Below are 25405 nucleotides of genomic sequence, written 5' to 3'. Positions count from 1 at the left end.
AATATTTAATTAACCATTTTCATTATTAACTCAAATTCTAGACTTTATATTATGATATGTCATTAGTTTTTCCTAAAGATAACCATTTCACCTGTTGCCGTTGTTGCTTGAGCTGAACCTGTCCCTGATCAAAGATAAAGCTGATCGTTCCAGCATTTACAGTCGTCAGCAGTGGAATATTCAAAGCTTTCAATCGCTGTTGCAATTCTAAACTCGGATGACCATAACGATTGTCGAAACCTGCTGAGGCAATCGCTAGCTTTGGTCTTAATATTGCTAAAAAATCATAAGCAGAACTATGTTTACTGCCATGATGACCAAGTACCAATACATCAACTTTTAAATCAGGATACTGCTGCAAAAGCTTATATTCAGTTTCCCATCCCGCATCTCCCATAATTAAAAAGTGCTGATAAGGCTGGGCATTGGAAAAAGTTAAATAAATGACACAGGATTGTTCATTTTGCTGACTGCTCGCAAGTGCTAAATCTTCAGTACGTGGTGATAGCACTTCAATTTTAAGATTAGTATAAGTCCACTGCTGTCCCTGCTGACACAATGAGAAATTATCTTTAAATTGGATAGTGCTACGATATTCATTTGACTGAACTTGCTCAATAGCAAAAGCATTTTGAATCTTAGGAAATGCGCCACTGTGGTCTTGATCCAGATGCGATAGCATCACATGATCAAGTTCCCTTACACCCTGTTGACGTAAGAAGGGAATAATAACGCGCTCGCCTATACTAAATTTTGTTTCATCATAAGAACCACCTGTATCAATCATCAAAGTGTGCTCTGGGTGTTGCAGGAAAATCGCCTGCCCTTGTCCAACATCTAAAATATTTAAGACGGTTGGTTGTGCTTTGAAACCTAACAGAATGGGCAAAAAACCAATCAACGACCAAGCTTTTGGAAATGTTCCATGTGGCAAAAAAAGTATGATAAGTCCGACAATTAAACTCACCATCATGAGTGGAGTACAACTGACACCATATAACGCAGGTGAAGCTTGCTGTAAAAAGCTTAAAATCCACAACAAAATGGATAAACAGACATCATTTATATAAAATAAAAGCGTTCCTAATATTGGAATAATGGAACTTAGGCAAGCAGCAAGAATATCCAATGGGATGACAATCATACTTAAAAATGGTATGGCGATTAAATTAGTCAAAGGTGCGAATAAGGAAATTTGCTGAAAGAAAATGAGTACTAACGGCAGTAAAGCCACAAAAATTTTCCATTGTGATTCTACTAAGAGCTTAATCGCAAAATATCCCTTTTGCACATAAGTCATCGGTTGATCTTGTGGTAATTTCGCTATGGTTTGATAAATTCTCAATAGAATAAAACATGCACCATAAGACAACCAAAATGCCGCTGATAAAATACTAAAAGGATCAAAAATCAGTAATAGACTTGCGCTATATACCAACAAAGCAAAAGGTCGAATCGACTGTCGAACAAGAAGAAAAAAGCCAATAATACAAACCGTGAGTAACGTTCTAAGTGCAGGGATTTCAAACCCGACAAAGGCAACATAGAGCAATACGCAGCAGATAAAAGGAAATAACAATACAACCTGTCTAGGCTGCCATAGATAAAGTTGTGGGCAATAACGTTGTATCACTTTCTGCAATAACCACGTCAGCATCAAAGCAAATATCAGTACATGAGGTCCTGAAATTGCCAATAAATGTGAGATGCCAAGCAATTGAAATTGTTGTTTGATTTCATCAGAAAGTAAACTTTCATCGCCAGTCAACAATGCTAACATCAGTCCTTTATTCTGATAATTTGAGGTCTGTAACTTTAATCGAAATGACAATCGCATCATTTCGACATTCAAAAGAAATTTTGCAGTGATACTTTTTTGTTGTTTTAAATGTTGCTGATAACCAAGTTTATAAACTTCATCCTCACTCAGAAGTTCGATCTGCTTTACAGAAAATGCAGACATGACATTTTGTTGCAAAAACCATTTTTCTTGATCAAATGCACCAGAAACAGCATAACTATGCGCTGGCTTGATCGTGCCATAAACTTTGTAATAGCTACCGAGTTTTAAGGAAGAAGATAAGTCAAACTGATCTTTATTTTTCTTTAAATACAGAAACCAATTTACAGGCTGATCATAGCGATTTAAAACTTCCGCAATTTGCTTGTGCCCATTGTCGCTAAGCTCATCTATTTTCTTGATATAAATAATGGCTTCAAATGGCTGTGTTTGAGTTTCGCGGAATTGTAGGCGTTGCTGCAATGCCTGATCAGCAAAATGATATCCAGCACAAAACAATGCCCAACTTGAACTTATTAAAATGAGAAAAATAGATAAAGGCTGACGAACGGCTGACTGTCGTTTTTTATAAAATCCTATAGCAAATATAAGGATTGCCAATACAAGCCATATCCACCATGTTGCATTGATAAAAGCAAGGTTGTGCCCCATCAAAGCAATACCCGCAATCCACCCTATAAGAATAAGTTTTAACATTTAATTTTTTAATTAAGTTTTTGATTTTTCTAAGGGCAAAATTAAAGCCCTTTTTCAGGGCTTTAACAAGAGTACAAACTAAAAAATTATGGCTGATCAATCCATAAACCATCTTGCATATGCAAAATCGAATCAGCAGATTGTGCCAACTGCTCATCGTGTGTCACGATCAGCATCGCCATATTCAACTCTTTTTTCAGGTCAGTTAACAGCTCGAAAATACTGAGTGCCGTTTTACGATCAAGATTTCCTGTTGGTTCATCAGCAAGTACAACCGCAGGTTTCGTTACTAATGCACGCGCCAATGCAACACGCTGACGCTCACCACCAGACAACTCACCAGGTTTATGCTCCATACGATGCGATAAACCTACACGATCAAGTAAATATTCAGCTTGTCTTTTCACATCTTTAAAGTTGCTTTCACGACGCAACATCAAAGGCATTGCAACATTTTCAAGCGCTGAAAATTCAGGTAACAAATGATGGAACTGATAAACGAAACCTAGATGCTGGTTACGCTTATAACCACGTTCTGCTTCGCCTAAATTATCAAAACGTTGGCCATGTAAAAAAACTTGTCCTTGTGTTGGCTGCTCTAAACCACCCAACACATGCAATAAAGTACTTTTACCTGAACCGCTTGAACCAACGATTGAAACAAATTCACCCGCATTAACTTGTAAAGATAGACCTTTAATCACTTCAACTTTAGTTTTACCATCATCAAAATGTTTAAAAATATCTTTAGCTTCTAATACAATTTTACTCATAACGTAATGCCTCAGCAGGTTGAACTTTGGCTGCACGCAATGCAGGATAAATTGTCGCCAAGAAACTCAGCAATAATGACACAATGACGATAATAACAACATCTTGCCATCTTAAATACGAAGGTAAGTAATGTACAAAATAGGCATCAAACAGATTCAAACCTAAGGCTGTATTAAACCAAGAAATAATATCACTGATGGTTAAAGCCAACGTTACCCCTAAAATCGTGCCCGCAATTGTACCAATTACCCCAATCACAGTTCCTTGCACCATGAAAATTTTAGTAATCATCGATGGTGAAGCACCCAAAGTACGTAAGATTGCAATATCTGACTTTTTATCTGTTACGACCATCACCAGTGATGAAACGATGTTAAACGCGGCAACCACGATGATAAGGAATAATAATAATCCAACAAGTGTTTTTTCCATTTGAATCGCATTGAACAAATTACCGTGGGTATATGTCCAGTTCGATGCGTAGAAATTACTTGGTAATTGGCTCACGATTTCGTCGGCTACTTTGGGTGCTGCGAAAATATTATCAAGTTTTAAACGTACACCTTGAGCCCCATCAGGTAGACGTAATAATGTCGATGCATCATTCAAGGCAATATAACCCACCATCGAATCAACTTCAGCGCCTACACTAAAAATACCCACGATTTTAAATCTTTTAAAACGAGGTACTACACCAGCTGGTGACGGCGTTGCTTCTGGTAAAACCAAAGTGACATTATCATTAAGCCCCAAGCCTAATGCATCTGTCATATCCTTACCAAGCACGATCCCAAACTCACCTTTTTTAAGTGAATTTAAATCACCTGCCACCATATGGTTCTGGATGATAGATACTTTCTTTTCGTATTCAGGTTCAATCCCTGTCACCATGATGCCTGCGACCTGCCCTTGAGCGGTCAACATGCCTTGTAATTGGGTAAAAGGTGCAGCACCCGTCACATGCGAATGTTGTTCAACCTTTTTTACAAGCTCAGGCCAATCTGTTAGAATTTGAGTAGAAGAAACAGTAGCTTGAGGAACCATTCCAAGGACACGGTTTTTAAGCTCACGATCAAAACCATTCATCACAGATAATACTGTAATGAGGACTGCAACGCCGAGAGTTAAACCAATCATGGAAACCAAGGCAATAAAAGAAATAAAATGATTACTCCGCCGAGCACGAGTGTATCTCAACCCTATATACAGCGAAATTGGCTTAAACATACCATCTAGTCCGAGGTGATTTATTATGGAAAGTTCACAACATCATCTTGTTGACGACAACACAGAACGTCGTGTGATGTCTCGTATTGATGCCGTGTTGAGAATCAACTATCAAGTCATTCCAGATGATGTTGCACTGAATGACCCATATGACTCTCATTTTGTATTGCCACGCTATTTTCTACTACTTGCAGAATTAGATCAATTTGATCATGCGTTTCGCTACGAATTAGAACAATTAAATGAAAAAGATCAACAAATTGCTCGCATCTTATCCCTATTTAATCAGAAGTTGAACCTTATCACAGGGTCTTTCTATGACAATATTGTGCAATCTTTATTGCCAGTGCCTGAGCAAGTTAACTTCTCTGAAAACGGCTTAAGTTTCTTCAGTACCCAAGATCTGAATGAAGGCACCTATATCCATATTACGTTAAGCCACCCTGAAAACTTCTTTCACATCGCTGCAACTGCGCAAGTGGCATATAGTACAGCCGAAGAGCACGGAAAATTTAGAATCGGGGCTTACTTCATTACGATTAACCCTCAAGATCGTGCAAAACTTGCTGACAGTATTCAGCTGAGTGACAACAATCAAGGTTAAATTTTTAAACGACGGTACATCTTTAAATCTTTATAGAAATAAAGTAGCAAGCCAAATAAGATGATGACAGCACCAACAAACACGCGGATTGATAACTGTTCATTATTGAGATAAGCACCGACTAAAATTGCTAACATTGGGGTCATCACTGTGGTAAGTGAAAGTGTCGTTGCTTTTAAATTTTGCACCAATTTGAAATAGCAGAACATTGCAATCAATGAAGCCATAATCACAGTATAAGCCAATGCTAAAAGTGACTTAGCCGAAGGAATGTGCGTAGGTGCATATTGCCAAATCCAAGGCAAGATCATAACTGCAATGATCGTCGAAAAAAGGATTGATCCTGTTGCTTGTGCCATCGCCTGCACATCAGCATTAATCTTTTTAACCAAGAAAATAGATAGTGAGTATGAAAAAACACTGATCAACATTAAGACAATGCCGATTGGCTGTACATGCTTTTGACTTCCACTCAAACAAATCATCGCCAGCCCAACAATCGATGTTCCCATACCAAGCCATTGCAGTCCTGCTAACTTTTGGTGAAAGCCAAATCGTCCTATCAAACCCGCCATAATTGGCGCAAGCCCAAACATCAGCGCAATCAAACCCGAACTTAGATAAGCTGTTGCTGCATAAGTAAAAATCTGTGATCCGATCAAACTAAATGAGCCTGCAACATAACTTAGCAAGGCAATTTTATGAACTGGAAACTTAATTTTTAAAAATAGTAAAACCGTCATTGCCAACGGTAATGCAATAAAGAACCGAATAACCAATGCCCACATTGGATGTAAATCTGAAACACTCCAGACAATTGCTAAAGGCGTTGTCGCCCAAATAAATACAAGCAATCCATAAGTGAACATTAAGTTAAGACGTGATGGCATAGCGTGCTCAGCAAGCAGTTTTACGTTTTTGTTTTAAAATCGTTTGATCTAATGAGCTAGAGAATTCACGTTTATCTCTCTCAGAAATCGGTGGTGGGCCACCTGTCTGTACACCAGCTCCACGCAATGTATCCATAAAATCACGCAAATGAAGTCGGGCTTTTACATTCGCTGTGGTATAGATTTCACCGCGAGGATGGATAGCAATACCACCTTTTTCAATCACTTGAGCCGCTAAGGGAATATCTTGCGTAATGACAATATCATTCTCTTGCATACGTTCCACAATTTCTTGATCGGCACGATCAGCACCACTCATCACCTGAATAGATTTAATTCTGACAGAGGGTGTAATTCCAACATTCTGATTGGCAACAAAAGTGACTTCGAGTTGATAGCGATCAGAAGCACGTAAAATCACTTCACGTAAAATCTTAGGTAAAGCATCTGCATCTACCCATAACTTAAATGGCAGCACGTTTGCACAAGCCTAATTGAATAAAAGTATAGTTTAGCAGATTGCTAGAAAAGTAGAGTTAAAATGATCAAGTAAAAGCATTGCACTTTTCATCTAAAATCCATGATAAGAACATTGAATTAAAGGAAATAAAAAAGAAATAATTGCTCAGAATTACATATCCAGACTTGAAAAATTGAGGTTACCCTCGATTTAATAGAATAAGTTCAATCTTTTTAGCATCACGCTTTATGAAAAATCAAAACAGTCCAGAAACCATTAAAATTCAAGATCAAAATTTCGGTAATCATGTCGAGCATTGGAACTTATTGACAGATACACCTGAAGTGGATGTACCCAAATGGTTAGGATTGGCGCTAGATGCACCCGTAATGCCAATGGGCTTATGTGAAGATGAACAAGATATGGATCAGTCATTTTGGCTTATCCAAGGACCAAGTGGACAAAAGGTTTGCATCAATCAAATTATTGCAGTGGAAGACCAAAAACCTCGCGCATTAAAAACTGCTTTTCCAAGTTTTGAAAGTCCATATAAATATGATGCAAAAATTGAGCGTATTATTACCTGTGATTCTGCAACACAAGCAGTATTACGTCTAAATTTAAATAAAAATACCATTATTTATGCCTTCGATAATTTGTTCAGCGTAAATAACTGTCAGTATGATAAAAACCAAACCTATCAAGTTCAGTTTAATGCTTGGGCATATGAATTAGAACCTGTTGCTAAAGATGAGAAAATCGTTGTTGATGATCCAGCTTCAATTAAACATCACCGTGCTTTAAATGCAATTTTGGCTGAACATAATGGTATCGCACCTGAAAATTTACAGGAGCTTATTAATGAGTGGGAACCAAAAACGCCAGAAGATCAAGAACCTGTAACTGTCGACTTTTCTAAAATGGTTGCCTATTTATTTGGTGAGACATTAGGACAAGAAGATGAAGCTTGGTTTCAAGGTAATATCGTGGGTAAAACAACGATGCAGTTTATGCAGGATGAATATACCCTTTATGATGTCACTTTAGTTTTAGAAGATGATTTACCTGCAATCTTAATTCGTATTGCAACTAAAAACGTTTTGTATAAAAACTTTAACATTGGTGAATATATTCGCGGTAACCTATGGATTCAGGCGAATATTTATGCTAAAACTGCTTCTAAGTGACAAAAAATCACATAAATGGCATTTTAGGCGTTCTAATGAAAATTATACCAGAACAAACGACCACCAGTCTTATTCATTCAAGCGACCAAGGGCTTAAACTTGATGTTGGTGCTTTTTGCTTTTTTTTACTAGGTATGTTTCTAGCAGCAATCATTTTTCATCAAATTGGCTTGTTCTAATTCTAATTTTTGACCATGACCTAATTCAAATAAAAGCCCTCAATGATGAGGGCTTTTATTTTATCTATAATATATGGCTTATCCGTGACGTTTCGCGAATTCATCCATAAAGTTCACAAGAGCTTGAACACCTTCCAATGGTACAGCGTTATAAATACTTGCACGCATACCACCAACTGAACGATGACCTGCCAAGTTAAGCAAATGATTTTGCTCAGCTTCTTTTAAGAATGTCTTTTCAAGTGCTTCGTCTGCAAGTGTAAATGGTACATTCATCATAGAGCGATTTGGTACAGCGATTGGGTTGTTGTAGAAATCACTTGAGTCAATATAACCGTAGAGCAATTTTGCTTTCGCTTGGTTCATTTTGTAGATTGCATCTACCCCACCCTGCTCAAGTAACCACTCAAATACCAGTCCAGATAAATACCAAGCATACGTTGCTGGTGTATTCACCATAGAACCGTTCTTCGCTTGATCAGCATATTTCAAGATACTTGGGATCTCAGGTTTTGCTTGATCTAATAAATCTTCACGAATAATGACAATGGTTAAACCAGCAGGCCCAATGTTCTTTTGGGCACCCGCATAAATAAGTCCAAACTTATTCACATCTACTGGCGCAGACAAAATACTTGATGAATAATCGCAAACCAAAGGAGCAGCTACATCAGGTACACTCGCGAATTGCAATCCACCAATCGTTTCATTATCTGCATAATGAACATACGCAGCATCATTCGATAGATTCCAAGTACTTTGTTCAGTAATCGCATGTTTACCATCAATCATGGTGCCCGCTTCAACGATATTAATATCGCCATAACGTTTTGCTTCTTTTAATGCTTTCTCAGACCAAATACCCGTATGAATATAATCCGCTTTATTATTTTTACCGAGTAAATTAAGCGGAATCGCTGAGAATTGTAAGGATGCGCCACCTTGTAAGAATAACACTTTATAGTTTTCAGGAATATTCATGAGCTTGCGTAAATCAGCTTCTGCCTTTTCTGCGACAGCAACATAGTCATTGCTACGATGACTCATTTCCATGATCGACAAGCCCTTACCCTGCCAATCCAACATCTCTTGTTGAGCTTTTTCTAAAACAGCAGTAGGTAATGCAGCAGGACCAGCGCAGAAATTATAAGCACGCATGAGTTTTCCCTTGTTAAAGTGAAACAAATTGAGATGGGAATTTAATCATAGATTGGCGAAGCTTGCAGCAGCTTATCCAGTAAATATTTCAATTTGACTGTAAAAAATAGTTTAATTTTTCAATGATGTTTTTGTGATTTCCATAAATTTTCAAATTGTCTTTTAATAAAAATTATGAAAGATAAATTATTTTAATTTTCAATCTGATATATAGATTAAATACTCTATTTTTTACAAATTAACTACACCAATTCTATGCATTCAACTATTTAATTAAAAACATAATATTTAAATTTTACAAAAAAAACTTAGACTAGCGCAGGTATTATTAAATTGCGATATATCATCATGTTGAAACGACATAATCGGCCCAATGTTCAGGTCAAACGGTTTCCAAAGCAACTTTGTTTAAGTATTAGCTTAATCAGCAGTGCCTTATTTTCAACATCTTTATTCGCACAAACATTTAGTTATAACGAGGCGGAACAATATGTTGTAGAAAATGCCTACGCCTCTCAAGCGCAGCAAGCTTTACAACAAGCTTCACAACTCGAAATGGAGGCAGTTAAATACTTAGGACTGCCACGCATTGATTTAAATGCAACAGCCTATTCATTTCATAGTGAAACCAGCGTCCCACTCGAATCAAGTAAACGTAGGCTCGAAAACTCGCTCACGCGTGGATTTGATGACAAATTATCGCAATGGGAAAATGTATTACCGCCAGATGTAATTGATCAAGTTGGTCAAGGATTCGATCAAGTTGTCAGTGATGGCTTAAATAAAGCACCGAATAATGTTGACGTCACAATTAAAGACCACGATGTTCGCACCTCTATTTCAATGGTAATGCCGATTTATACAGGTGGAAAAATTACCAGCGCCAAGCAAATTGCAACGATTCAAGCACAACGCTCTAACATTAGCGAAAAACAACAACAAGACTCGCAAAGATTTGAAATGATCCAATCTTATTTCAATGTGCAGTTACAACAACAGTTGCTGAATGCGAGTTTATTTAATCTAAATGCGATGCAAGAACATTATAACAATGCTCTGAAACTTGAACAGCAAGGCTTTATTAATAAAGGTCAGCGCATGCAATTTGAAGTCGCTCGTAACAATGCAGAACGTACTTATCAAAATGCAAAATCAAATCTTCGCGCCAGTGAATTTAGTCTTCAAAACCTATTAAAAACCAAAGAAGACCTCAGCCTAACAACACCACTTTTTGTTAATAATACGCAAAGTCAGTCTTTAGACAAATTACTAGCAAACTATGACCAAAATTCGAGTTTGATTAAAAAGCTAAAAATGGATACTGAGCTTGCGAATGAAAATATCAAAGTTCAACAATCAGCGAAGAAACCTAGTGTTTTTGCCTTTGGGGAATACGGTTTAGATAGCAAAGAGAATTGGATTGTTGGCGTTATGGCAAAGTACAACCTTTTCTCTGGGATCGATAATAATAAAAACATCCGTGCAGCTGAGCTGAAGAAATATGCTGCTGAACTCATGACAGAGCGAACCAAGCAAGAAGTTGAAAATGTCATATACAAATCTTATAGCGAGTTAAACTCATCACAGACTAGTCATCAACTTCTCACCCAAAATATTAAAGCTGCTCAAGAAAACTTACGCATTCAACAGCTATCTTTTAAAGAAGGAATGGGAACAGCAACCCAAGTGATTGATGCACAAAATGCATTAAGTGCTTTAAAAAGCGAAATGTCGATCAATGCGTATAAATATATTTTATCGCTCGCGACTTTATTGCAAAGCTATGGTTCGATTGACGAGTTCAAGCTTTATGTGAATCAACCACGAACTGACTATATCCGTTAATTGGAGAAACTTATGAGCCAAAATCAATCATCATCCAATTCTGAACGTGATACAGATCAAGTTAAGCAAACGACAGATACTTCTTCAACAGAAACTCAGATAGAACAAGTTTCACCTATTGAGCATACCGAAAAAGTGGATGCTGCAAATACACCTTCAAATCAAGAAATTCAACCAACTGAACCACCGAAAAAAAGTAAAGCTAAAATTATTGGTTTAATTGTCCTAATTCTATTATTAGGCTTGATTGCTTTTGGACTATGGAAAGCCTATCAGCCGCAAGCGATTGAATTGCAAGGTCGAGTCGAAGCTGAAACTGTACATATCAGTACCAAAGTTCCGAGTCGTATTGAAGAATTTTATGTGACTGAAGGTCAAAGTATCAAAAAAGGACAAGCACTGGTTCGTTTTGTTAGCCCTGAATTAGAAGCCAAGAAAGAACAAGCCCAAGCAGCCTTACAAAGTGCGACAGCTTTTCACTCAACTATTTATCGTGGTGCGCAACAAGAAAATATCGATACTCTCTATGCCAACTGGCAAGCAATGCAGACACAAGCAGAGTTAGCTGCTACAACCTATAAACGTGGCGAAAACCTTTATCAACAAGGTGTTATTTCACGTCAGCGTCGTGACGAGATGTTAGCGGCAAAAACCTCTGCTCGTGAGGCCGCAGAAGCAGCATATCAACAATATGCTCGTGCAAAACGCGGCAGTACCGAGCAACAAAAATCTACTGCTGATGCGCAAGTTGCGATGGCTCAAGCAGCAGTGAAAGAAGCAAATGCACTGACCGAAGAAACCAAACTCTATTCACCTACCGATGGCACTGTCTCAAAAACTTATGGTAAACCGACTGAATTAGTTGCAACAGGAGTTCCTGTCGTCAGTATCATTGAAGACCATGATCTGTGGATCAGCTTGAACGTTCGTGAAGATATGTATAGCTCAGTGTATAAAACTAAAACACTGGAAGGTTACATCCCTGCCCTTGATCGTAAAACAACATTTAAGGTTAAGAGCATTGATGCCGAGGGTGACTTTGCGACGATTAAAACCACACGCCAAACTGGTGGTTACGATATTCGCAGTTTTAAATTTCACTTAGTCCCAGAGCAATCCATTCCTGATCTAAAAGTTGGTATGAGCGTATTATTCAAAATTGAAGAGGTAAAATAAGCAATGTTTGCAGTGATGCTGCGGGAGTTGCGTTATCTCAAACGTCATAAAGTTGATCTTTTTATGGCAGTGATTGCACCTTTGCTGATTATTTTGCTGTTTGGGAATATGTTTTCATCTGGTAAAGCCGAACATTTACCGATTGTGGTGATAGATCAAGATCAAAGTGAAATGAGTCGTAAGGTTATTCATGCGCTCAGTATTAATCATACGTTAAAAATCAAAACGATTACCTCTAGCCAAGATGAAGCAGAAAAACTGATTAATACAACTGAGGCTTGGGGATTTGTGATGATTCCCGAAGGTGCTGAGCAACGCTTAGTTAAAGCCCAGGATGCGCAAATTAGCATTGCCTATAACCAATCCTTTTTTAGTATTGGTAATACCATCTCCTCCGCCATGCTCATCAGTACTTTAAATGGTATGGCTGAGTATTTAGGGCAAAGCTATCTGGCTAATACTATTCCATATTTAGATGTCCCCACACCACACATCAAAATCTCAACCCTTTATAACCCAAGTATGAGTTATGAATTGTTTCTTGAGCCATTTATGGTGCCTGCTGTGCTACATCTCTTGTTATGTTGCTGTGTGGCTTTCGCCATTGGGCAAGAGTTTAAGCGGAAAACGGTTAATGAATGGGTCAATTCTAAACAGGTGATTTCAAGCTTACTAGGTAAAATATTGCCTTATGTTTTCATTTTCTGTGCATGGACAGCATGTTGGATGTTTTGGTTAGCGCATGTCCGCGGTTATTTCATTGCAGGTTCACTAATACTCATTCTAGCTGCACAATTTCTATTCTATTTTTCCTATGCTGTTATTAGCAGTACTGTTGTTCTTGCGACAAAAAACCTGCCAAAAACTTTTGGTTTTATTGCACTTTATGGTGGATCATCCCCTAGTTTTTCAGGAATCACTTTACCCTTGAATAATGCTCCTGCATTTACTCAATTTTGGTCAATGATTATTCCTTATACCCCCTATGCCAAGCTACAAACAGAACAATGGATTATTGGTAGTGACCTTGATGTTTCACTTATACCTTTTAGCATTTTAGTTATTTTCGCCATCTTGTTCTTTGTACTTAGTATTCGTCTACTCAAGAAAAATGTTCAGGAGATTCATCCATGAAATCATTTTTCGATTATTACATTCAGACGTTTAAGAATATTTTTGCCAATAGCTCAGTTTTTACGACATTGATTGCCGCGATCTTGTTATATAGTTTTTTTTATCCAACCGCGTATAAAGCACAAACAGCCGAAGATATTCCAATTGTGATCGTCGATGAAGAACAAAGTATTTTAACGTCAAAGATCATTAGCCAAGCGTCTAACAGCCCTCATATCAAGATCAAGATTGTGACTGATAATTTTCTTGAAGCTCAGCGAATGGTTCAAAATCAACAAGCGGAAGGCATTTTACTTTTACCCGAGAATCTAACCAATAGTCTCAAACGCGGTGAAATGGGAGGGATTGGCCTTTATCTGAGTACTGCATATTTCATTCGAACAAAAGAAGTCGGCGTAGGTTTAGCAGGTTCTATTGAATATACCTTGCAAGAATATCTAGAGAAATTTGGCAATGCTTCACAGTTTCATCCAGAGCTTTCAATTCATCAGATTCCGCTGTTCAACACAATCTCAGGTTATGGAAGCTATATTTTCCCAGCAGTCGCAAGTTTGATCATTCACCAAACAATTTTACTTGGCTTAGCCATGCTGATCGCCAGTTATCGTGAAAATGGCTGGGCTGCGAAACCCATCGAATTTTGGGCAACTTTTACAGCTATATTTACCATTGGCTGTTTAGGATGTTTATATTTATTCGGATTTACATTTTGGTTGTATGAATATCCACATGGTGGCAATTTCTGGGGCATGCTGTTAGCTGTACCGATTTATGTTAGTTGTATTATTGGTTTAGGGATGCTAGTCGGCTCCTTAGTTGATATGCCAGAACGCGTGGGACATTTAATAGTCGTGACTTCTGTTCCCTTATTTCTACTTACAGGAACGGCATGGCCACATGAATCAATGCCAGAATGGATGCAATGGTTTGCATGGACACTGCCGTCCACGAATGGCGTACAGATGTTTGTACAACTCAATCAAATGGGAGTACCAACATCGCTTGTGATCCCAAAACTTATCTATCTTATAACTCTGGGCGCAATCTTTTTGGCATTGTCTTATTATCGCTTAGTCATCATGAAACCAGTAAAAAAGGAAGCTGATTAGCTTCCTTTTTTATTACCTCAATGATTACGCTTCAGGCGCATCATCTTTTGGCTCAGCAACAACTTCTTCAGAAGTTACTGTTTCGGCTTCAGTATTTTCTACCGATTCCTCTATAGCATCCAACTCTTCGTCATCTTCTACAGCTTCAATAGATACAACACCGACAAGTGTTTCAGCATCACTTAAACGGATTAAACGAACACCTTGAGCATTACGTCCAGTCGTCGCAACTTCAGCAGCACGAGTACGTACCAATGTACCACCATCAGAAATCAGCATGAGTTCTTTAGTTTCATCAATTGATACTGCACCAACAAGCTCACCATTACGCTCACTTGTCTTAATTGCAATGACACCTTTACCACCACGTTTCTTGGTTGGGAAGTCATCTACAGGTGTACGTTTACCATAACCGTTAGCACATGCACACAATACTTCCCCAGTTTCTGGCACAACTACCAATGAAACAATACGGCTGATTAAATTCGAATCTGATGAATCATCATTGTCATCGCTATCATCATTTTCAACATCCGCATCTTCAGCTTCAATGGTATTGCTTGCAAAACTTACACGCATACCACGCACGCCTTTCGCAGTACGTCCCATTGCACGAACATCAGTTTCAGCAAAACGAATTGCCTTACCTTCATTCGAGAACAACATAATCTGCTGATTACCATCCGTAATCGCCACACCAATTAAGGTATCTTCCTCATTCAGCTCAATCGCACGTAAACCATTTGAACGAACATTACTAAATTGCGCGAGTTCAACACGTTTTACCGTACCTGATGCAGTCGCCATAAATACATAGTGATTCTCAGGGAACTCCGTCAACGGCAAGATCGCTGTTACGGTTTCATTTGCTTCCAGCGGAAGTAAATTAATGATTGGGCGACCTTTAGCACCGCGAGATGCTTGTGGTACTTCAAACACACGTAAACGATAAACTTTACCCACATTGGTAAAGCACAATACCGTTGCATGGTTTGAAGCCACAATTAAATGCTGAATAATGTCATCATCTTTCATTGCAGTTGCAGACTTACCACGACCACCGCGACGTTGTGCTTGATAATCAGAAAGTGGTTGAGTTTTTGCATAACCTGTTTGAGACACAGTCAAAACAACTTGCTCTTCAGGAATTAAGTCTTCACGGCAGAAATCAACACCTGACTCAACAATCTCAGTACGACGACCATCACCGTATTGTTGCAAAATCAAAGCAAGTTCTTCACGAATCACGTTCATCAACAAGTTAAAGTCATTTAAAATTGCTGTTAATTCAGCGATTTGACCTAAAATCTCGGTATATTCTGCGTGTAACTTATCTTGTTCTAAGCCAGTTAAACGGTGTAAACGTAATTCTAAGATTGCGCCAACTTGAGTTGGTGATAAGCGATAAATATCACCAGACAAACCGAATGGACGTGCAGGATCTTCGCCTTCGATCTCATCAGGGCGAACTGAAATTGCACCCGCTTTTTCCAGCAATGCAACAACACCACCGCCAGCCCACTCACCCGCTTGCAAACGCTCACGTGCTTCAGCTGGGTTTGCAGATGTTTTAATGGTTTCAATAATGGCATCGATATTTGCCAAAGCTACCGTTAAACCTTCTAAGATATGACCACGTTCACGAGCCTTACGTAATTCGTACATGGTACGGCGAGTCACAACCTCTTGGCGGTGACGAATAAATGCCGCAATGATATCTTTTAGGTTCATCAACTTTGGCTGACCATTGTCTAGGCAGACCATGTTGATACTGAATGAGTTTTGTAGCTGTGTATGCAAGAATAAATTATTGACTGCAACTTCAGCGTTTTCGCCACGCTTCAAGTCGATGGCAATACGCATACCCTCTTTATCAGACTCATCACGAAGCTCAGAAATACCTTCGAGTTTCTTTTCTTTCACTAACTCAGCAATACGCTCAATGGTTTTTGCTTTGTTGACTTGATAAGGAATCTCAGTAAAGACAATCGTGGTACGACCTGTTTTTTGGTCTTCTTCAAAGTGATATTTACCGCGAATATGCAAACGACCTTTACCTGTACGGTAAGCATCTACAATACCTGATTTACCGTAAATAATGCCGCCTGTAGGGAAATCTGGACCAGTAATGTGTTCCATCAAACCTTCTACAGAAATATTCGGATTATTTGCATAAGCCAAACACGCATTCACAACTTCGGTCATATTGTGCGGCGCCATATTGGTCGCCATACCCACCGCAATACCTGTCGTACCATTAATCAAAAGATTAGGGATACGTGTCGGCATCACTTGAGGAATACGCTCGGAACCGTCGTAGTTATCTTCCCAATCAACCGTATCTTTTTCAAGATCAGCTAAAATCTCATGGGTTAATTTTTGCATACGAACTTCGGTGTAACGCATTGCAGCTGCGCTATCCCCATCGACAGAACCGAAGTTACCTTGACCATCAACAAGCATATAACGCAAGCTAAAGTCTTGCGCCATACGAACGATCGTTTCATAAACTGCGCTATCACCGTGTGGATGATATTTACCGATCACGTCCCCGACAACACGAGCAGACTTTTTGTACGCTTTGTTATAATCGTTGCCCAATTCATGCATCGCATATAGTACACGGCGGTGAACAGGTTTTAGACCGTCTCTAACATCTGGCAATGCACGAGAAACAATTACGCTCATCGCGTAATCTAAATATGAATGCTTGAGTTCGTCCTCAATGGCAATCGGTCTGATTTCCGATACGCTCATGCATACTCCTTGTGTACAAATAGAAATTTCTATCTGTTTTTATGTCTTCAATCTTGCAAAAATTTAGCCCAGAAATTGGAACTAAAAATAAAAAATACAGCGAAAAATTATAGCATAAAGGTCATATAAACGGGGAGTACAGCAATCGGAAAATAGCATTTTTTTACAATAAAAAGTTTATTAGAATTAACAAGTTAAAAACATTGAATTGGATTGGAAAAGATACGAATAATTAAAGACCCAATTTGATTAAAATATAAACAAAACGGCTTGTAAAAATAATGATTCCTAGGATTGCAATATAGATTTTAAAGCCCACTAATCTAGAACAATAGCTGCAGGCTTTTTAAATATTAGTTAGATTCTGTACACACCATTGCCATATCAACCTCAACTGGTCGATCTTGCTGCATAAAGAAAAGAGCAGCAGAAAATAACGCAAAAATAAATGGTGTTTCATATAATTCTTCTACGACATCTTGGCTCGCTAGATCAGTCAATAGCCATGAACCAATCAGACGATGATGCTCGACACAGTCGGCGAAAAATAAAGATACGATTGCTATCATTAAATACCAAAATGGAAATCTGACAAAGCATACTTTATACGCAATCTCTGCACGTAATTTCGAGGAGAAAAGCATAAATACGACTGGTGCAATCACAACCACAGAGATGGCTCTAAAGTAAATCTTTGCAACATCAGGGAAAAAGTCACGCCCCCAACTGATACTCCGCCCAAAAAACATAAACCACCATGCGATAGCCCACATCCAAAACCATTTCTTTTGATCTGATAAGCTTTTAGGCTTCATATAGAACCAAGTAAAAGGCACACATAGAAGTAAGATTAAAGCTTGTACATCCTCGATTAAATGTACATTCCACGTCAACAACCACTCAACTTTTGTAATAGAGATCAGGAGAGTAAGCAATACTAAGCTAAGCAAAAATAGCGCCTTAGCATCAAAGCGCATATCAAATTTCATCAGGAGATAACCTATCCAAATTGGATAAAAGCTAATTTTAGCAAAAGTGTACTAACAAGTACACTTTAAGATTAAAACAATAACTTAATTTGATAATAGAATTTAGGACGCGATACATATTATTCAGATTTTTTAATCATAAAAAAACGCTCCTTTAGGAGCGTTTTTCAACTTAATTCAAAGAATTAAAGTTTAGATACCAATTCTGGTACAACAGTGTTCAAATCACCAACTAACCAGTAGTCAGCAACGCTGTTGATTGGCGCTTCTTCGTCTTTGTTGATCGCAACAATAACTTTAGAATCTTTCATACCAGCTAAATGCTGGATCGCACCAGAGATACCGATCGCCATGTAGAGATCAGGCGCAACGATTTTACCAGTTTGACCAACTTGGAAGTCATTTGGTACGAAACCAGCATCAACCGCAGCACGTGAAGCACCTTGTGCTGCACCAAGCTTATCAGCTAATGGGTCAAGTACTTTATGGTAGTTCTCACCAGAACCTACACCACGACCACCAGAAACTACGATACGAGCAGCAGTTAATTCTGGACGATCAAGTTTAACGATTTCTTCGCTAACAAACTTAGAAATACCAGCATCGTTTGCTTCAGCAACCGCTTCAACTGCAGCAGAACCGCCTTCAGCAGCAACCGCATCAAATGCAGTACCACGAACTGTACCAACGATAATTGCTTCGTCAGATTGAACAGTTGCGATCGCGTTACCTGCATAGATAGGACGCTTAAACGTATTTGCAGATTCTACAGCAATGATGTCTGTAATCATGCTTACGTCAAGAAGCGCAGCAACACGTGGAAGAAGGTTCTTACCAGTCGTTGTAGAAGCAGCTAATACGTATTTGTAACCACCTTTCGCGATGTCAGCAACTAAGCCAGCAACGTTTTCAGCAAGTTGGTTAGCATAAGCAGCATTGTCAGCAAGCAATACTTTGCTCACACCAGCAACTTTAGCAGCAGCGTCAGCAACTGCTTGAGCGCCAGAACCAGCAACTAATACAGTAATGTCACCACCAATTTTTTGAGCTGCTGCAACAACGTTTAAAGTTGCACCATTCAAAGCTTGGTTGTTGTGATCTGCGATAACTAAAATACTCATGATTTTACTCCCTTAGATCACTTTCGCTTCATTTTTCAATTTTTCAACAAGCTCGTCTACAGACTTCACTTGTACGCCAGCTTTACGTTCAGCAGGTGCTTCAACTTTAACAGTTTTAAGCTTAGTGCCTGTTGCAACACCGTAATCAGCTGGAGTTTTAGTATCAAGAGGCTTCTTACGAGCTTTCATGATGTTTGGAAGAGCAGCATAACGTGGCTCATTCAAACGTAAGTCAGTTGTGATGATTGCAGGAAGTGCAAGCTCAACAGTTTGTAAACCACCGTCGATTTCACGAGTAACTTGAACTTTACCGCCATCAACTTTAACTTCAGATGCGAAAGTACCTTGACCTGCACCAAGTAAAGCACCAAGCATTTGACCTACTTGGTTAGAGTCATCATCGATTGCTTGTTTACCAAGAAGAATAAGTTCTGGTTTTTCAGCATCAACAACGCCTTTAAGAATCTTAGCAACTTCTAATGCGCCAACTTCATCAGCAGTTTCAACTAAAATACCACGGTCAGCACCTAAAGCCATTGCAGAACGAATTTGTTCTTGCGCGTCTTTAGAACCCACTGAAACAACAACGATTTCTGAAACCGTTCCTTTTTCTTTTAAGCGAACCGCTTCTTCCACTGCGATTTCACAGAATGGGTTAATTGACATCTTAACGTTGGTAAGGTCAACCCCACTATTGTCCGGCTTAACACGAACTTTAACGTTGGCATCAACCACACGTTTTACAGCAACAAGAGCCTTCATGTAATCCTCGGCTGTTCTAAGCAAGTAAATGTAGTGAAGAGTATTCTAACTCTTCGATTGAAACTTTTTAGGTGCCCTATCTTGCAATGTATTTGGCATTTCGGTCAAGTCAGAATTTCCGCTATGCCTGTAAAAAAGATGAAATGCTCAGTTCACTAAATAAAAGTTGAGTTTGATAAATGCAATTCAGAACAATTAAATTAAAATTATTATGCTTTGATTTATTTAATATTTTAATAAATTCAATGATCTAAAAAATACAAAATTGATTTAATGCTTAAAACCCAAATTAATCAGTTTGACTTATGCTTTAACACATTTTTCAATTTACCAAAACTTGGCAAAAAAGTAAGAACACGAATTAAACATTCTCTAACGATAAAGTGTGTATACAGCTGATTATTAATCAACCGCATTTGAAACATAATGTATCGTTCAAAGTTTATCTAAAGCACAATCATAAGTTCTAACTACCATTTAAACATCGGTAGTGGGCTCCATGGTTTTTGCAATAGACGTTTTATTCCCAAATAAATTAAGGTCTTATGAAAACCATTATTTGGGAATTCTCTTGTCAATTTATGAAATTCACTCAATGGAATATTTGATCGAACTAACCCAAGTGTGAAATCGGCATAATCAGCCCGTCGAAATTTTTCAACTAAATGATATTCAGCCTTAGTGACCTTATGATGCTCAGTAATCATTAATGTGATTTCTTTTTCCCACATTAACAACTCATTTGATACAAGATATTGCCGCATTTCCTCAACCGAAGGTTTAATATAATCAATAGTGTGTGCAGTCCATATACCAATATCATGAAAAGCCGCAGCAATCGCAATTTTACGCAGTGTTTCTTTACTATCATCCTTACTTAACATCAAACAACATGCCGCCACACGCTTACAGTGATTTAAATAACCTTGATAGCTTTGATTTATAACTGCTCGATAATCTTGCAAAATCTCATCAATTAATTCACAACATTGCCTAAATGCAACTTGAGCTAATGGTTGCGGGTACTTTTCAATGTTCATTCTTTTGCGCCCGTGGATGTGTCTGATCGTATACTTTTGCCAACTGATCAAAGTCGACATGTGTATAAATTTGCGTGGTCGATAAATTGCTATGTCCTAGCATTTCTTGTACTGAACGTAAGTCCCCACTGGCTGACAGCATATGACTGGCAAAACAATGTCTTAATAAATGTGGATGTAAATCGATATTTACACCAGCGCGTTGCGCTTGCAGCTTAACTCGATTTTCAATCTGCCGAGGTGTTAATGCATGACCCCGTTGAGAAATAAAAACCGCTGATTCAGCAGTGAAGTTACCTTGCCAAATACGATAAATCTTCAGCCAATCAATCAAGCTTTGTTTTGCTGGGGAACCGAAGGGAACTATTCTCGTTTTATTTCCTTTACCTGTGATCCGTAAAAGCTGTCTATTGAAATCAATATCTTTAATGGTTAATCCTTGCAACTCAGCCAAACGCAGACCACTGGAATACAATAATTCCAATATCGCCTTATCTCTTGCCCAAAGTTGTTGCTCTATGGGTTTTTCAGGCAAAGCCTGATCTAATATTTGATGAACCGTTTCGATATCAATTAGCCCCGGTAAAGGTCTTGGCTGGCGTTTTAACTTAAAGTCTTCTGATGGATTTTGTGCTAAATACTGACCTTGCTCTGCCCATTTCATAAACTGACGAATAGAGGTTAAATGACGCTGTAAACTGCTTGAACTTAATTGGTCACGCTCAACACGCGCCGCTAAATACTCTCTCAAGTCTGAAGCTTCAACATCTTGCAAATTTAATTGCTTATTTTCACAAAATTTAAAAAAGCCAGTTAGATCACGTTGATATGCTGAAATCGTATGTTCAGACTGATTTTGAATAATTCGTTCTTTTAACCACATGGACAGCAGTTTTTCTGGGGCTTCCAATTCGCTCTCCATTCTGACCTAAATCACCAATTATTAAAGTCTAACAAATATTTCCTAAATAGCGCCAACAGCACTCCAAGAATCATTATTGATGTAATACAATCGAATTCAAGCTTTACTGAGCGCTCCCTAAAATGTCAACGATACTTATTCCATATTTGATTGCAATCACGGTACTAACCATCACGCCTGGATTGGATACAACATTGATTATCCGAACAGCAACACTGGAAGGTCGAGCGAAAGCTTTTCAAGCTGCTTTAGGAATAAATTTAGGATGTGTCGCATGGGGTATTATTGTGGCCTGTGGTTTAGGTGCGCTGTTGATGACGTCTGATCTTGCCTTCAATGTATTGAAGTGGGCCGGAGCAATTTATCTTGCTTGGTTAGGTCTCAATCTTATTTTAAAACCACGTACTCAACTTGCAAATATCAATGAAATAGCAGTAACTCAAAATTGGTTCATACGAGGGTTTTGGGGAAATTTATTGAATCCCAAAGTTGGTATTTTCTATATTTCTTTTCTTCCACAATTCATCCCTCCATCCTCTTCTCCAGTAATTTGGACGATGGGTCTTGTCTCTATCCATGTCATATTAGGATTTATTTGGTCTGTTTTTTTAATTGCTGCAATGCAGTCAGTCTCTAGCTATTTAAAGCAACCTAAGTTTATTCAGTATATGGATCGCATCACAGGCAGCATTTTTATTTTATTTGCTTTAAAACTCGCATTCAGTAAAAGATAAAAAAGTATACCACTTTATGTTGGTACGCTTTTTTCAGTTTGATAACGATAATTCCTCTAAATAATGCTTAATTTGCAGGCTAACTTCATTTGCATATTTCTCTGCAAGTTGATGATCACCATTTTTGACAATATATAACGTTGAGTTTTTCAGAATACGATTGAGATATTGTCCAACTGGAACAGGGCTAATGAGATCCTGATCTCCCCAAATGAGTAAAGTTTTTATATCAATATCAGTTAATGAATTTTCGTAGGCTATATTTGCTGTTACAAACCAATCTGGATATTTCAAGTATTCGGCTTGATAACCTTGTCGCCAATCTTGGACTTGAAACTGATCTAAATTAATACCGCCAGAGGTTGCAATCAAAACTAAGCCTTTAATCAAATGTGTCTTTTTTAATGCTGCTGCAATAGCAAAAATACCACCCATTGATTGAGCAATTAAAATCGAGGGTTGTTGAATCTGTGCAACCACATAATCGGTTAAATCATCAAAACTATTTATATCTGGATGTGCAGCCACACCATGAAAACCTGGATAGGCCATGACCTGTTTGGTATAGCTCTTCGGCAATTGTGCAGTCAGCGGATTCCAAAATTCTGTATTGCCTGATGCGCCAGCAAGAAACACAAGATTATTCATAGCTATCCTTTAAAATTATTATTCTCTCTAAAAATAAACACCCAATAATGGGTGTTTATTTGATCAAATTTTAACTTTGAAAATATCTTAAATCCAATCGTGCATCATAAACATGCGTGGTTGGGCCTGTCATCCAAACCACATCACCTTCACGCCAAGCAATATGTAGTTTTCCACCAGCCAGTTGAACTTCAACCTCATTGGCAAGTAAACCACGGCGCATGCCGCTGACAGCAGCAGCGCAAGCACCTGTTCCACACGCCAATGTCTCGCCTACACCACGCTCAAATACACGGAGTCGCACTTGTTTTTCATTCAAGATTTGCATAAATCCAGCGTTAACACGTTCAGGAAAACGTACATGAGACTCAACTTGCGGACCAATTTTGGCAACATCAGCAGTCAACACATCAGAAACAATCGTCACCGCATGGGGATTCCCCATATTCACAACATCTATGTTAATGCTCTTCTCTTCAGCTAAAGCCAATGAATACAAACCTTCAGTATCTTCATTTTCTTCCGCAACAAAAGGAATTTCCTGCGGCAAGAACTTTGGATAGCCCATATTCACTCGAACCCAACCGTTCGCACCTAATTCAGGTTCAACGATGCCAGCTTTAGTTTGTACGCGGATTTTTGTTTTCGTCGTCAGTTGACGCTCATGTACAAAACGCGCAAAACAACGTACGCCGTTACCACATTGCTCGACTTCAGAACCATCTGCATTAAAGATACGATATTTAAAATCAACATCAGGTAAATCAGGTGGTTCTACAATCAGAAGCTGGTCAAAACCAACGCCGAAGTGACGATCAGCCAAACGTTGAATCGTGACCGTGTCTAAATAAGCTCGTTGGGTAACAAGGTCAACGACCATAAAGTCATTGCCCAGACCATGCATTTTGGTAAATTCTAAATACATCTCAATTTACTCCTCAGGCAATAAACGCTCTTTTTCCCAAAGAGATTCTATTGTTTCACGCTCACGAATTAAATAGGCTTGATCTCCGCTGACCATAATCTCAGCAGCACGACCACGCGTATTATAATTTGAGCTCATTACAAAACCGTAAGCACCTGCACCCAATACTGCAAGAACATCATTTTCTTGTAGTGCTAAATCACGCTCTTTACCCAAGAAATCGCCAGTCTCACAGATTGCACCAACCAAGTCCCACGTCTTTGTTTCAACTTCAGGATTTGGGTTAACTGATTGAATATCCATCCAAGCTTCATATAAAGATGGGCGAATCAAGTCATTCATTGCGGCATCAATAATAGCAAAGTTACGATGATTGGTCGGTTTTAATAAATCGACCTTGGTGAGTAATGCACCTGCATTGGCAGAAATACTACGTCCCGGTTCCATATAAACTTTTAAACCGAGTTGTTCTAATACTGGACGCATCGAGTTTGCATATTCTGCAACGCTTGGCGGCGTTTCATCTTTATAACGAACACCCAAGCCACCACCGATATCAATGTGTTTGAGATTGATACCTAATTTTTTTAACTGCTCAATCATCACGACAACACGATCAAGCGCATCCACAAAGGGCTTTGTTTCTGTTAATTGTGAACCGATATGACAGTCAATTCCGACAATATCTAAATTTGGCAAAGATGCAGCATATTGATAGGTTTGATCTACCGTATCGCTCGGAATACCAAACTTATTTTCTTTCAAACCAGTCGAAATATAGGGATGTGTTTTTGCATCAACATCTGGATTCACACGTAAAGAAATCGGCGCTTTTTTACCTAGCTTTGCCGCAACTTTTTGAATACGATCAAGCTCGGCATGTGACTCCACATTGAAACAAGCAATACCAACATTTAATGCATTTTCAATATCTGATTCTGATTTGCCTAAACCAGAAAAGACAATTTTTGCAGGATCGCCGCCAGCCGCAAGTACACGAGCTAGCTCACCACCTGTAACGATGTCAAAACCAGCACCTAATTTTGCTAAAACATTCAGAACAGCTAAGTTTGAGTTTGACTTCACCGCAAAACAGATTTGATGATCAATGAAATCAAAAGCACGATGCATATCTAAATAATGCTTCTCCAAAGTTGCTTTTGAATAAACATATAAAGGTGTGCCAAATTGCTGTGCGAGCTGATCTAATGAACATTGCTCAGCATGCAATACTCCATTAATGCGAGTGAAACCCATGAAGATGTCC

General features: G+C 38.5%; 23 protein-coding genes. 8 read left to right on the top strand and 15 right to left on the bottom strand.

The window, feature by feature from the left end; translation table 11 throughout:
• Positions 1 to 49: 49 nt before the first annotated feature.
• From IO68_RS32275 to IO68_RS32265, 3 genes are all read right to left on the bottom strand, one after another.
• The gene (locus tag IO68_RS32275) at positions 50 to 2497 is read right to left on the bottom strand and encodes a DNA internalization-related competence protein ComEC/Rec2 (RefSeq protein ID WP_023014261.1); all 2448 of its coding nucleotides are present in this window, start codon (positions 2495 to 2497) and stop codon (positions 50 to 52) included.
• Between the two features lie 86 nt (positions 2498 to 2583).
• Positions 2584 to 3270 carry a lipoprotein-releasing ABC transporter ATP-binding protein LolD gene (gene lolD, locus IO68_RS32270; RefSeq protein ID WP_004878462.1) on the bottom strand — a complete coding sequence of 229 codons (687 nt, stop codon included), beginning with the start codon at positions 3268 to 3270 and terminating at the stop codon, positions 2584 to 2586.
• Positions 3263 to 4498, bottom strand: coding sequence for a lipoprotein-releasing ABC transporter permease subunit (locus tag IO68_RS32265; RefSeq protein WP_004878461.1), 1236 nt, complete (start codon positions 4496 to 4498; stop codon positions 3263 to 3265). The genes lolD and IO68_RS32265 overlap by 8 nt, the downstream gene beginning before the upstream one ends.
• 25 nt (positions 4499 to 4523) lie before the next feature.
• Between IO68_RS32265 and IO68_RS32260 the strand changes: the two genes are divergently transcribed.
• Entirely contained in the window at positions 4524 to 5102 is a 579-nt protein-coding gene (locus IO68_RS32260; RefSeq protein ID WP_007481538.1) for a PilZ domain-containing protein, read from the top strand.
• Here the strand turns inward: IO68_RS32260 and IO68_RS32255 are convergent.
• Together IO68_RS32255 and IO68_RS32250 are read right to left on the bottom strand one after the other, a co-directional pair.
• Positions 5099 to 5992, bottom strand: coding sequence for a DMT family transporter (locus tag IO68_RS32255; RefSeq protein WP_023014260.1), 894 nt, complete (start codon positions 5990 to 5992; stop codon positions 5099 to 5101). The two genes, IO68_RS32260 and IO68_RS32255, sit on opposite strands and share 4 nt — an antisense overlap.
• Positions 5993 to 5999: 7 nt before the next feature.
• Entirely contained in the window at positions 6000 to 6470 is a 471-nt protein-coding gene (locus IO68_RS32250; RefSeq protein WP_004878458.1) for a YaiI/YqxD family protein, read from the bottom strand.
• A 230-nt stretch (positions 6471 to 6700) separates the two neighbouring features.
• Between IO68_RS32250 and IO68_RS32245 the strand changes: the two genes are divergently transcribed.
• Together IO68_RS32245 and IO68_RS34040 are read left to right on the top strand one after the other, a co-directional pair.
• On the top strand, positions 6701 to 7639 hold the full coding sequence (locus IO68_RS32245; protein ID WP_007481545.1) for a hypothetical protein: 939 nt from the start codon (positions 6701 to 6703) through the stop codon (positions 7637 to 7639).
• Between the two features lie 35 nt (positions 7640 to 7674).
• The gene (locus IO68_RS34040; protein WP_004878454.1) at positions 7675 to 7818 is read left to right on the top strand and encodes a hypothetical protein; all 144 of its coding nucleotides are present in this window, start codon (positions 7675 to 7677) and stop codon (positions 7816 to 7818) included.
• A 78-nt stretch (positions 7819 to 7896) separates the two neighbouring features.
• Here the strand turns inward: IO68_RS34040 and serC are convergent, their stop codons facing one another.
• Positions 7897 to 8976, bottom strand: a complete 1080-nt coding sequence (gene serC / locus IO68_RS32240; RefSeq protein ID WP_004878453.1) for a 3-phosphoserine/phosphohydroxythreonine transaminase — start codon at positions 8974 to 8976, stop codon at positions 7897 to 7899.
• 348 nt (positions 8977 to 9324) lie between these two features.
• On the opposite strand from serC, the gene IO68_RS32235 reads away from it, so the two are divergent.
• Genes IO68_RS32235 through IO68_RS32220 form a run of 4 tightly spaced genes read left to right on the top strand, consistent with a single transcriptional unit; the run spans position 9325 to position 14240 of the window.
• Positions 9325 to 10821, top strand: a complete 1497-nt coding sequence (locus tag IO68_RS32235; RefSeq protein ID WP_023014259.1) for a TolC family protein — start codon at positions 9325 to 9327, stop codon at positions 10819 to 10821.
• Positions 10822 to 10833: 12 nt separating this feature from the next.
• On the top strand, positions 10834 to 11997 hold the full coding sequence (locus tag IO68_RS32230) for an HlyD family secretion protein (RefSeq protein WP_023014258.1): 1164 nt from the start codon (positions 10834 to 10836) through the stop codon (positions 11995 to 11997).
• 3 nt (positions 11998 to 12000) lie between these two features.
• The gene (locus tag IO68_RS32225; protein ID WP_023014257.1) at positions 12001 to 13131 is read left to right on the top strand and encodes an ABC transporter permease; all 1131 of its coding nucleotides are present in this window, start codon (positions 12001 to 12003) and stop codon (positions 13129 to 13131) included.
• Positions 13128 to 14240 (top strand): ABC transporter permease, encoded by a 1113-nt coding sequence (locus tag IO68_RS32220; protein WP_023014256.1) that lies wholly within the window; start codon positions 13128 to 13130, stop codon positions 14238 to 14240. The genes IO68_RS32225 and IO68_RS32220 overlap by 4 nt, the downstream gene beginning before the upstream one ends.
• Before the next feature lie 24 nt (positions 14241 to 14264).
• Here the strand turns inward: IO68_RS32220 and gyrA are convergent, their stop codons facing one another.
• The 6 genes from gyrA to xerA form a co-directional block, all read right to left on the bottom strand.
• Positions 14265 to 16997 carry a DNA gyrase subunit A gene (gene gyrA / locus IO68_RS32215; protein WP_023014255.1) on the bottom strand — a complete coding sequence of 911 codons (2733 nt, stop codon included), beginning with the start codon at positions 16995 to 16997 and terminating at the stop codon, positions 14265 to 14267.
• Positions 16998 to 17350: 353 nt separating this feature from the next.
• Positions 17351 to 17986 (bottom strand): hypothetical protein, encoded by a 636-nt coding sequence (locus IO68_RS32210; RefSeq protein WP_023014254.1) that lies wholly within the window; start codon positions 17984 to 17986, stop codon positions 17351 to 17353.
• 185 nt (positions 17987 to 18171) lie between these two features.
• Positions 18172 to 19107 carry an FAD-binding protein gene (locus tag IO68_RS32205; protein ID WP_004878446.1) on the bottom strand — a complete coding sequence of 312 codons (936 nt, stop codon included), beginning with the start codon at positions 19105 to 19107 and terminating at the stop codon, positions 18172 to 18174.
• A 12-nt stretch (positions 19108 to 19119) separates the two neighbouring features.
• A complete protein-coding gene (locus IO68_RS32200) occupies positions 19120 to 19869 on the bottom strand; it encodes an electron transfer flavoprotein subunit beta/FixA family protein (RefSeq protein ID WP_004878445.1) in 750 nt (249 codons plus the stop codon).
• Between the two features lie 470 nt (positions 19870 to 20339).
• On the bottom strand, positions 20340 to 20909 hold the full coding sequence (locus IO68_RS32195) for an HD domain-containing protein (RefSeq protein ID WP_023014253.1): 570 nt from the start codon (positions 20907 to 20909) through the stop codon (positions 20340 to 20342).
• Positions 20899 to 21792, bottom strand: coding sequence for a site-specific tyrosine recombinase/integron integrase (xerA, locus tag IO68_RS32190; protein WP_023014252.1), 894 nt, complete (start codon positions 21790 to 21792; stop codon positions 20899 to 20901). The genes IO68_RS32195 and xerA overlap by 11 nt, the downstream gene beginning before the upstream one ends.
• A 161-nt stretch (positions 21793 to 21953) precedes the next feature.
• On the opposite strand from xerA, the gene IO68_RS32185 reads away from it, so the two are divergent.
• Entirely contained in the window at positions 21954 to 22565 is a 612-nt protein-coding gene (locus IO68_RS32185) for a LysE family translocator (RefSeq protein WP_023014251.1), read from the top strand.
• A 33-nt stretch (positions 22566 to 22598) separates the two neighbouring features.
• Here IO68_RS32185 and IO68_RS32180 read toward each other — a convergent pair whose 3' ends face one another.
• The 3 genes from IO68_RS32180 to lysA all read right to left on the bottom strand — a co-directional run bounded on the left by IO68_RS32180 (position 22599) and on the right by lysA (position 25395).
• Complete coding sequence (locus IO68_RS32180; protein WP_023014250.1) at positions 22599 to 23213, bottom strand: alpha/beta fold hydrolase; 615 nt, start codon at positions 23211 to 23213, stop codon at positions 22599 to 22601.
• 70 nt (positions 23214 to 23283) lie between these two features.
• Positions 23284 to 24138: a diaminopimelate epimerase gene (gene dapF, locus IO68_RS32175; protein WP_023014249.1), complete on the bottom strand. Its 855-nt coding sequence runs from the start codon at positions 24136 to 24138 to the stop codon at positions 23284 to 23286.
• A 6-nt stretch (positions 24139 to 24144) separates the two neighbouring features.
• Positions 24145 to 25395: a diaminopimelate decarboxylase gene (gene lysA, locus IO68_RS32170; protein WP_019384000.1), complete on the bottom strand. Its 1251-nt coding sequence runs from the start codon at positions 25393 to 25395 to the stop codon at positions 24145 to 24147.
• Between the last annotated feature and the right edge of the window lie 10 nt (positions 25396 to 25405).

This window comes from Acinetobacter sp. COS3 (genome assembly GCF_000475335.1).
Classification (GTDB): Bacteria; Pseudomonadota; Gammaproteobacteria; order Pseudomonadales; family Moraxellaceae; genus Acinetobacter; species Acinetobacter venetianus.
Note: the sequence above shows the minus strand (reverse complement) of the source record. Positions and strands in the feature narration are given on the sequence as shown.

Bases quoted from the DNA above. Each gene is read 5' to 3' on its own strand.
- IO68_RS32185 (WP_023014251.1), top strand. From the start codon at position 21,954: ATGTCAACGATACTTATTCCATATTTGATTGCAATCACGGTACTAACC.
- IO68_RS32275 (WP_023014261.1), bottom strand. From the start codon at position 2,497: ATGTTAAAACTTATTCTTATAGGGTGGATTGCGGGTATTGCTTTGATG.
- lysA (WP_019384000.1), bottom strand. From the start codon at position 25,395: ATGGGTTTCACTCGCATTAATGGAGTATTGCATGCTGAGCAATGTTCA.
- IO68_RS32220 (WP_023014256.1), top strand. From the start codon at position 13,128: ATGAAATCATTTTTCGATTATTACATTCAGACGTTTAAGAATATTTTT.
- serC (WP_004878453.1), bottom strand. From the start codon at position 8,976: ATGCGTGCTTATAATTTCTGCGCTGGTCCTGCTGCATTACCTACTGCT.
- IO68_RS32195 (WP_023014253.1), bottom strand. From the start codon at position 20,909: ATGAACATTGAAAAGTACCCGCAACCATTAGCTCAAGTTGCATTTAGG.
- IO68_RS32200 (WP_004878445.1), bottom strand. From the start codon at position 19,869: ATGAAGGCTCTTGTTGCTGTAAAACGTGTGGTTGATGCCAACGTTAAA.
- IO68_RS32210 (WP_023014254.1), bottom strand. From the start codon at position 17,986: ATGAAATTTGATATGCGCTTTGATGCTAAGGCGCTATTTTTGCTTAGC.
- IO68_RS32225 (WP_023014257.1), top strand. From the start codon at position 12,001: ATGTTTGCAGTGATGCTGCGGGAGTTGCGTTATCTCAAACGTCATAAA.
- IO68_RS34040 (WP_004878454.1), top strand. From the start codon at position 7,675: ATGAAAATTATACCAGAACAAACGACCACCAGTCTTATTCATTCAAGC.
- lolD (WP_004878462.1), bottom strand. From the start codon at position 3,270: ATGAGTAAAATTGTATTAGAAGCTAAAGATATTTTTAAACATTTTGAT.
- dapF (WP_023014249.1), bottom strand. From the start codon at position 24,138: ATGTATTTAGAATTTACCAAAATGCATGGTCTGGGCAATGACTTTATG.
- IO68_RS32230 (WP_023014258.1), top strand. From the start codon at position 10,834: ATGAGCCAAAATCAATCATCATCCAATTCTGAACGTGATACAGATCAA.
- xerA (WP_023014252.1), bottom strand. From the start codon at position 21,792: ATGTGGTTAAAAGAACGAATTATTCAAAATCAGTCTGAACATACGATT.
- IO68_RS32255 (WP_023014260.1), bottom strand. From the start codon at position 5,992: ATGCCATCACGTCTTAACTTAATGTTCACTTATGGATTGCTTGTATTT.
- IO68_RS32245 (WP_007481545.1), top strand. From the start codon at position 6,701: ATGAAAAATCAAAACAGTCCAGAAACCATTAAAATTCAAGATCAAAAT.
- gyrA (WP_023014255.1), bottom strand. From the start codon at position 16,997: ATGAGCGTATCGGAAATCAGACCGATTGCCATTGAGGACGAACTCAAG.
- IO68_RS32205 (WP_004878446.1), bottom strand. From the start codon at position 19,107: ATGAGTATTTTAGTTATCGCAGATCACAACAACCAAGCTTTGAATGGT.
- IO68_RS32235 (WP_023014259.1), top strand. From the start codon at position 9,325: ATGTTGAAACGACATAATCGGCCCAATGTTCAGGTCAAACGGTTTCCA.
- IO68_RS32180 (WP_023014250.1), bottom strand. From the start codon at position 23,213: ATGAATAATCTTGTGTTTCTTGCTGGCGCATCAGGCAATACAGAATTT.
- IO68_RS32265 (WP_004878461.1), bottom strand. From the start codon at position 4,498: ATGTTTAAGCCAATTTCGCTGTATATAGGGTTGAGATACACTCGTGCT.
- IO68_RS32260 (WP_007481538.1), top strand. From the start codon at position 4,524: ATGGAAAGTTCACAACATCATCTTGTTGACGACAACACAGAACGTCGT.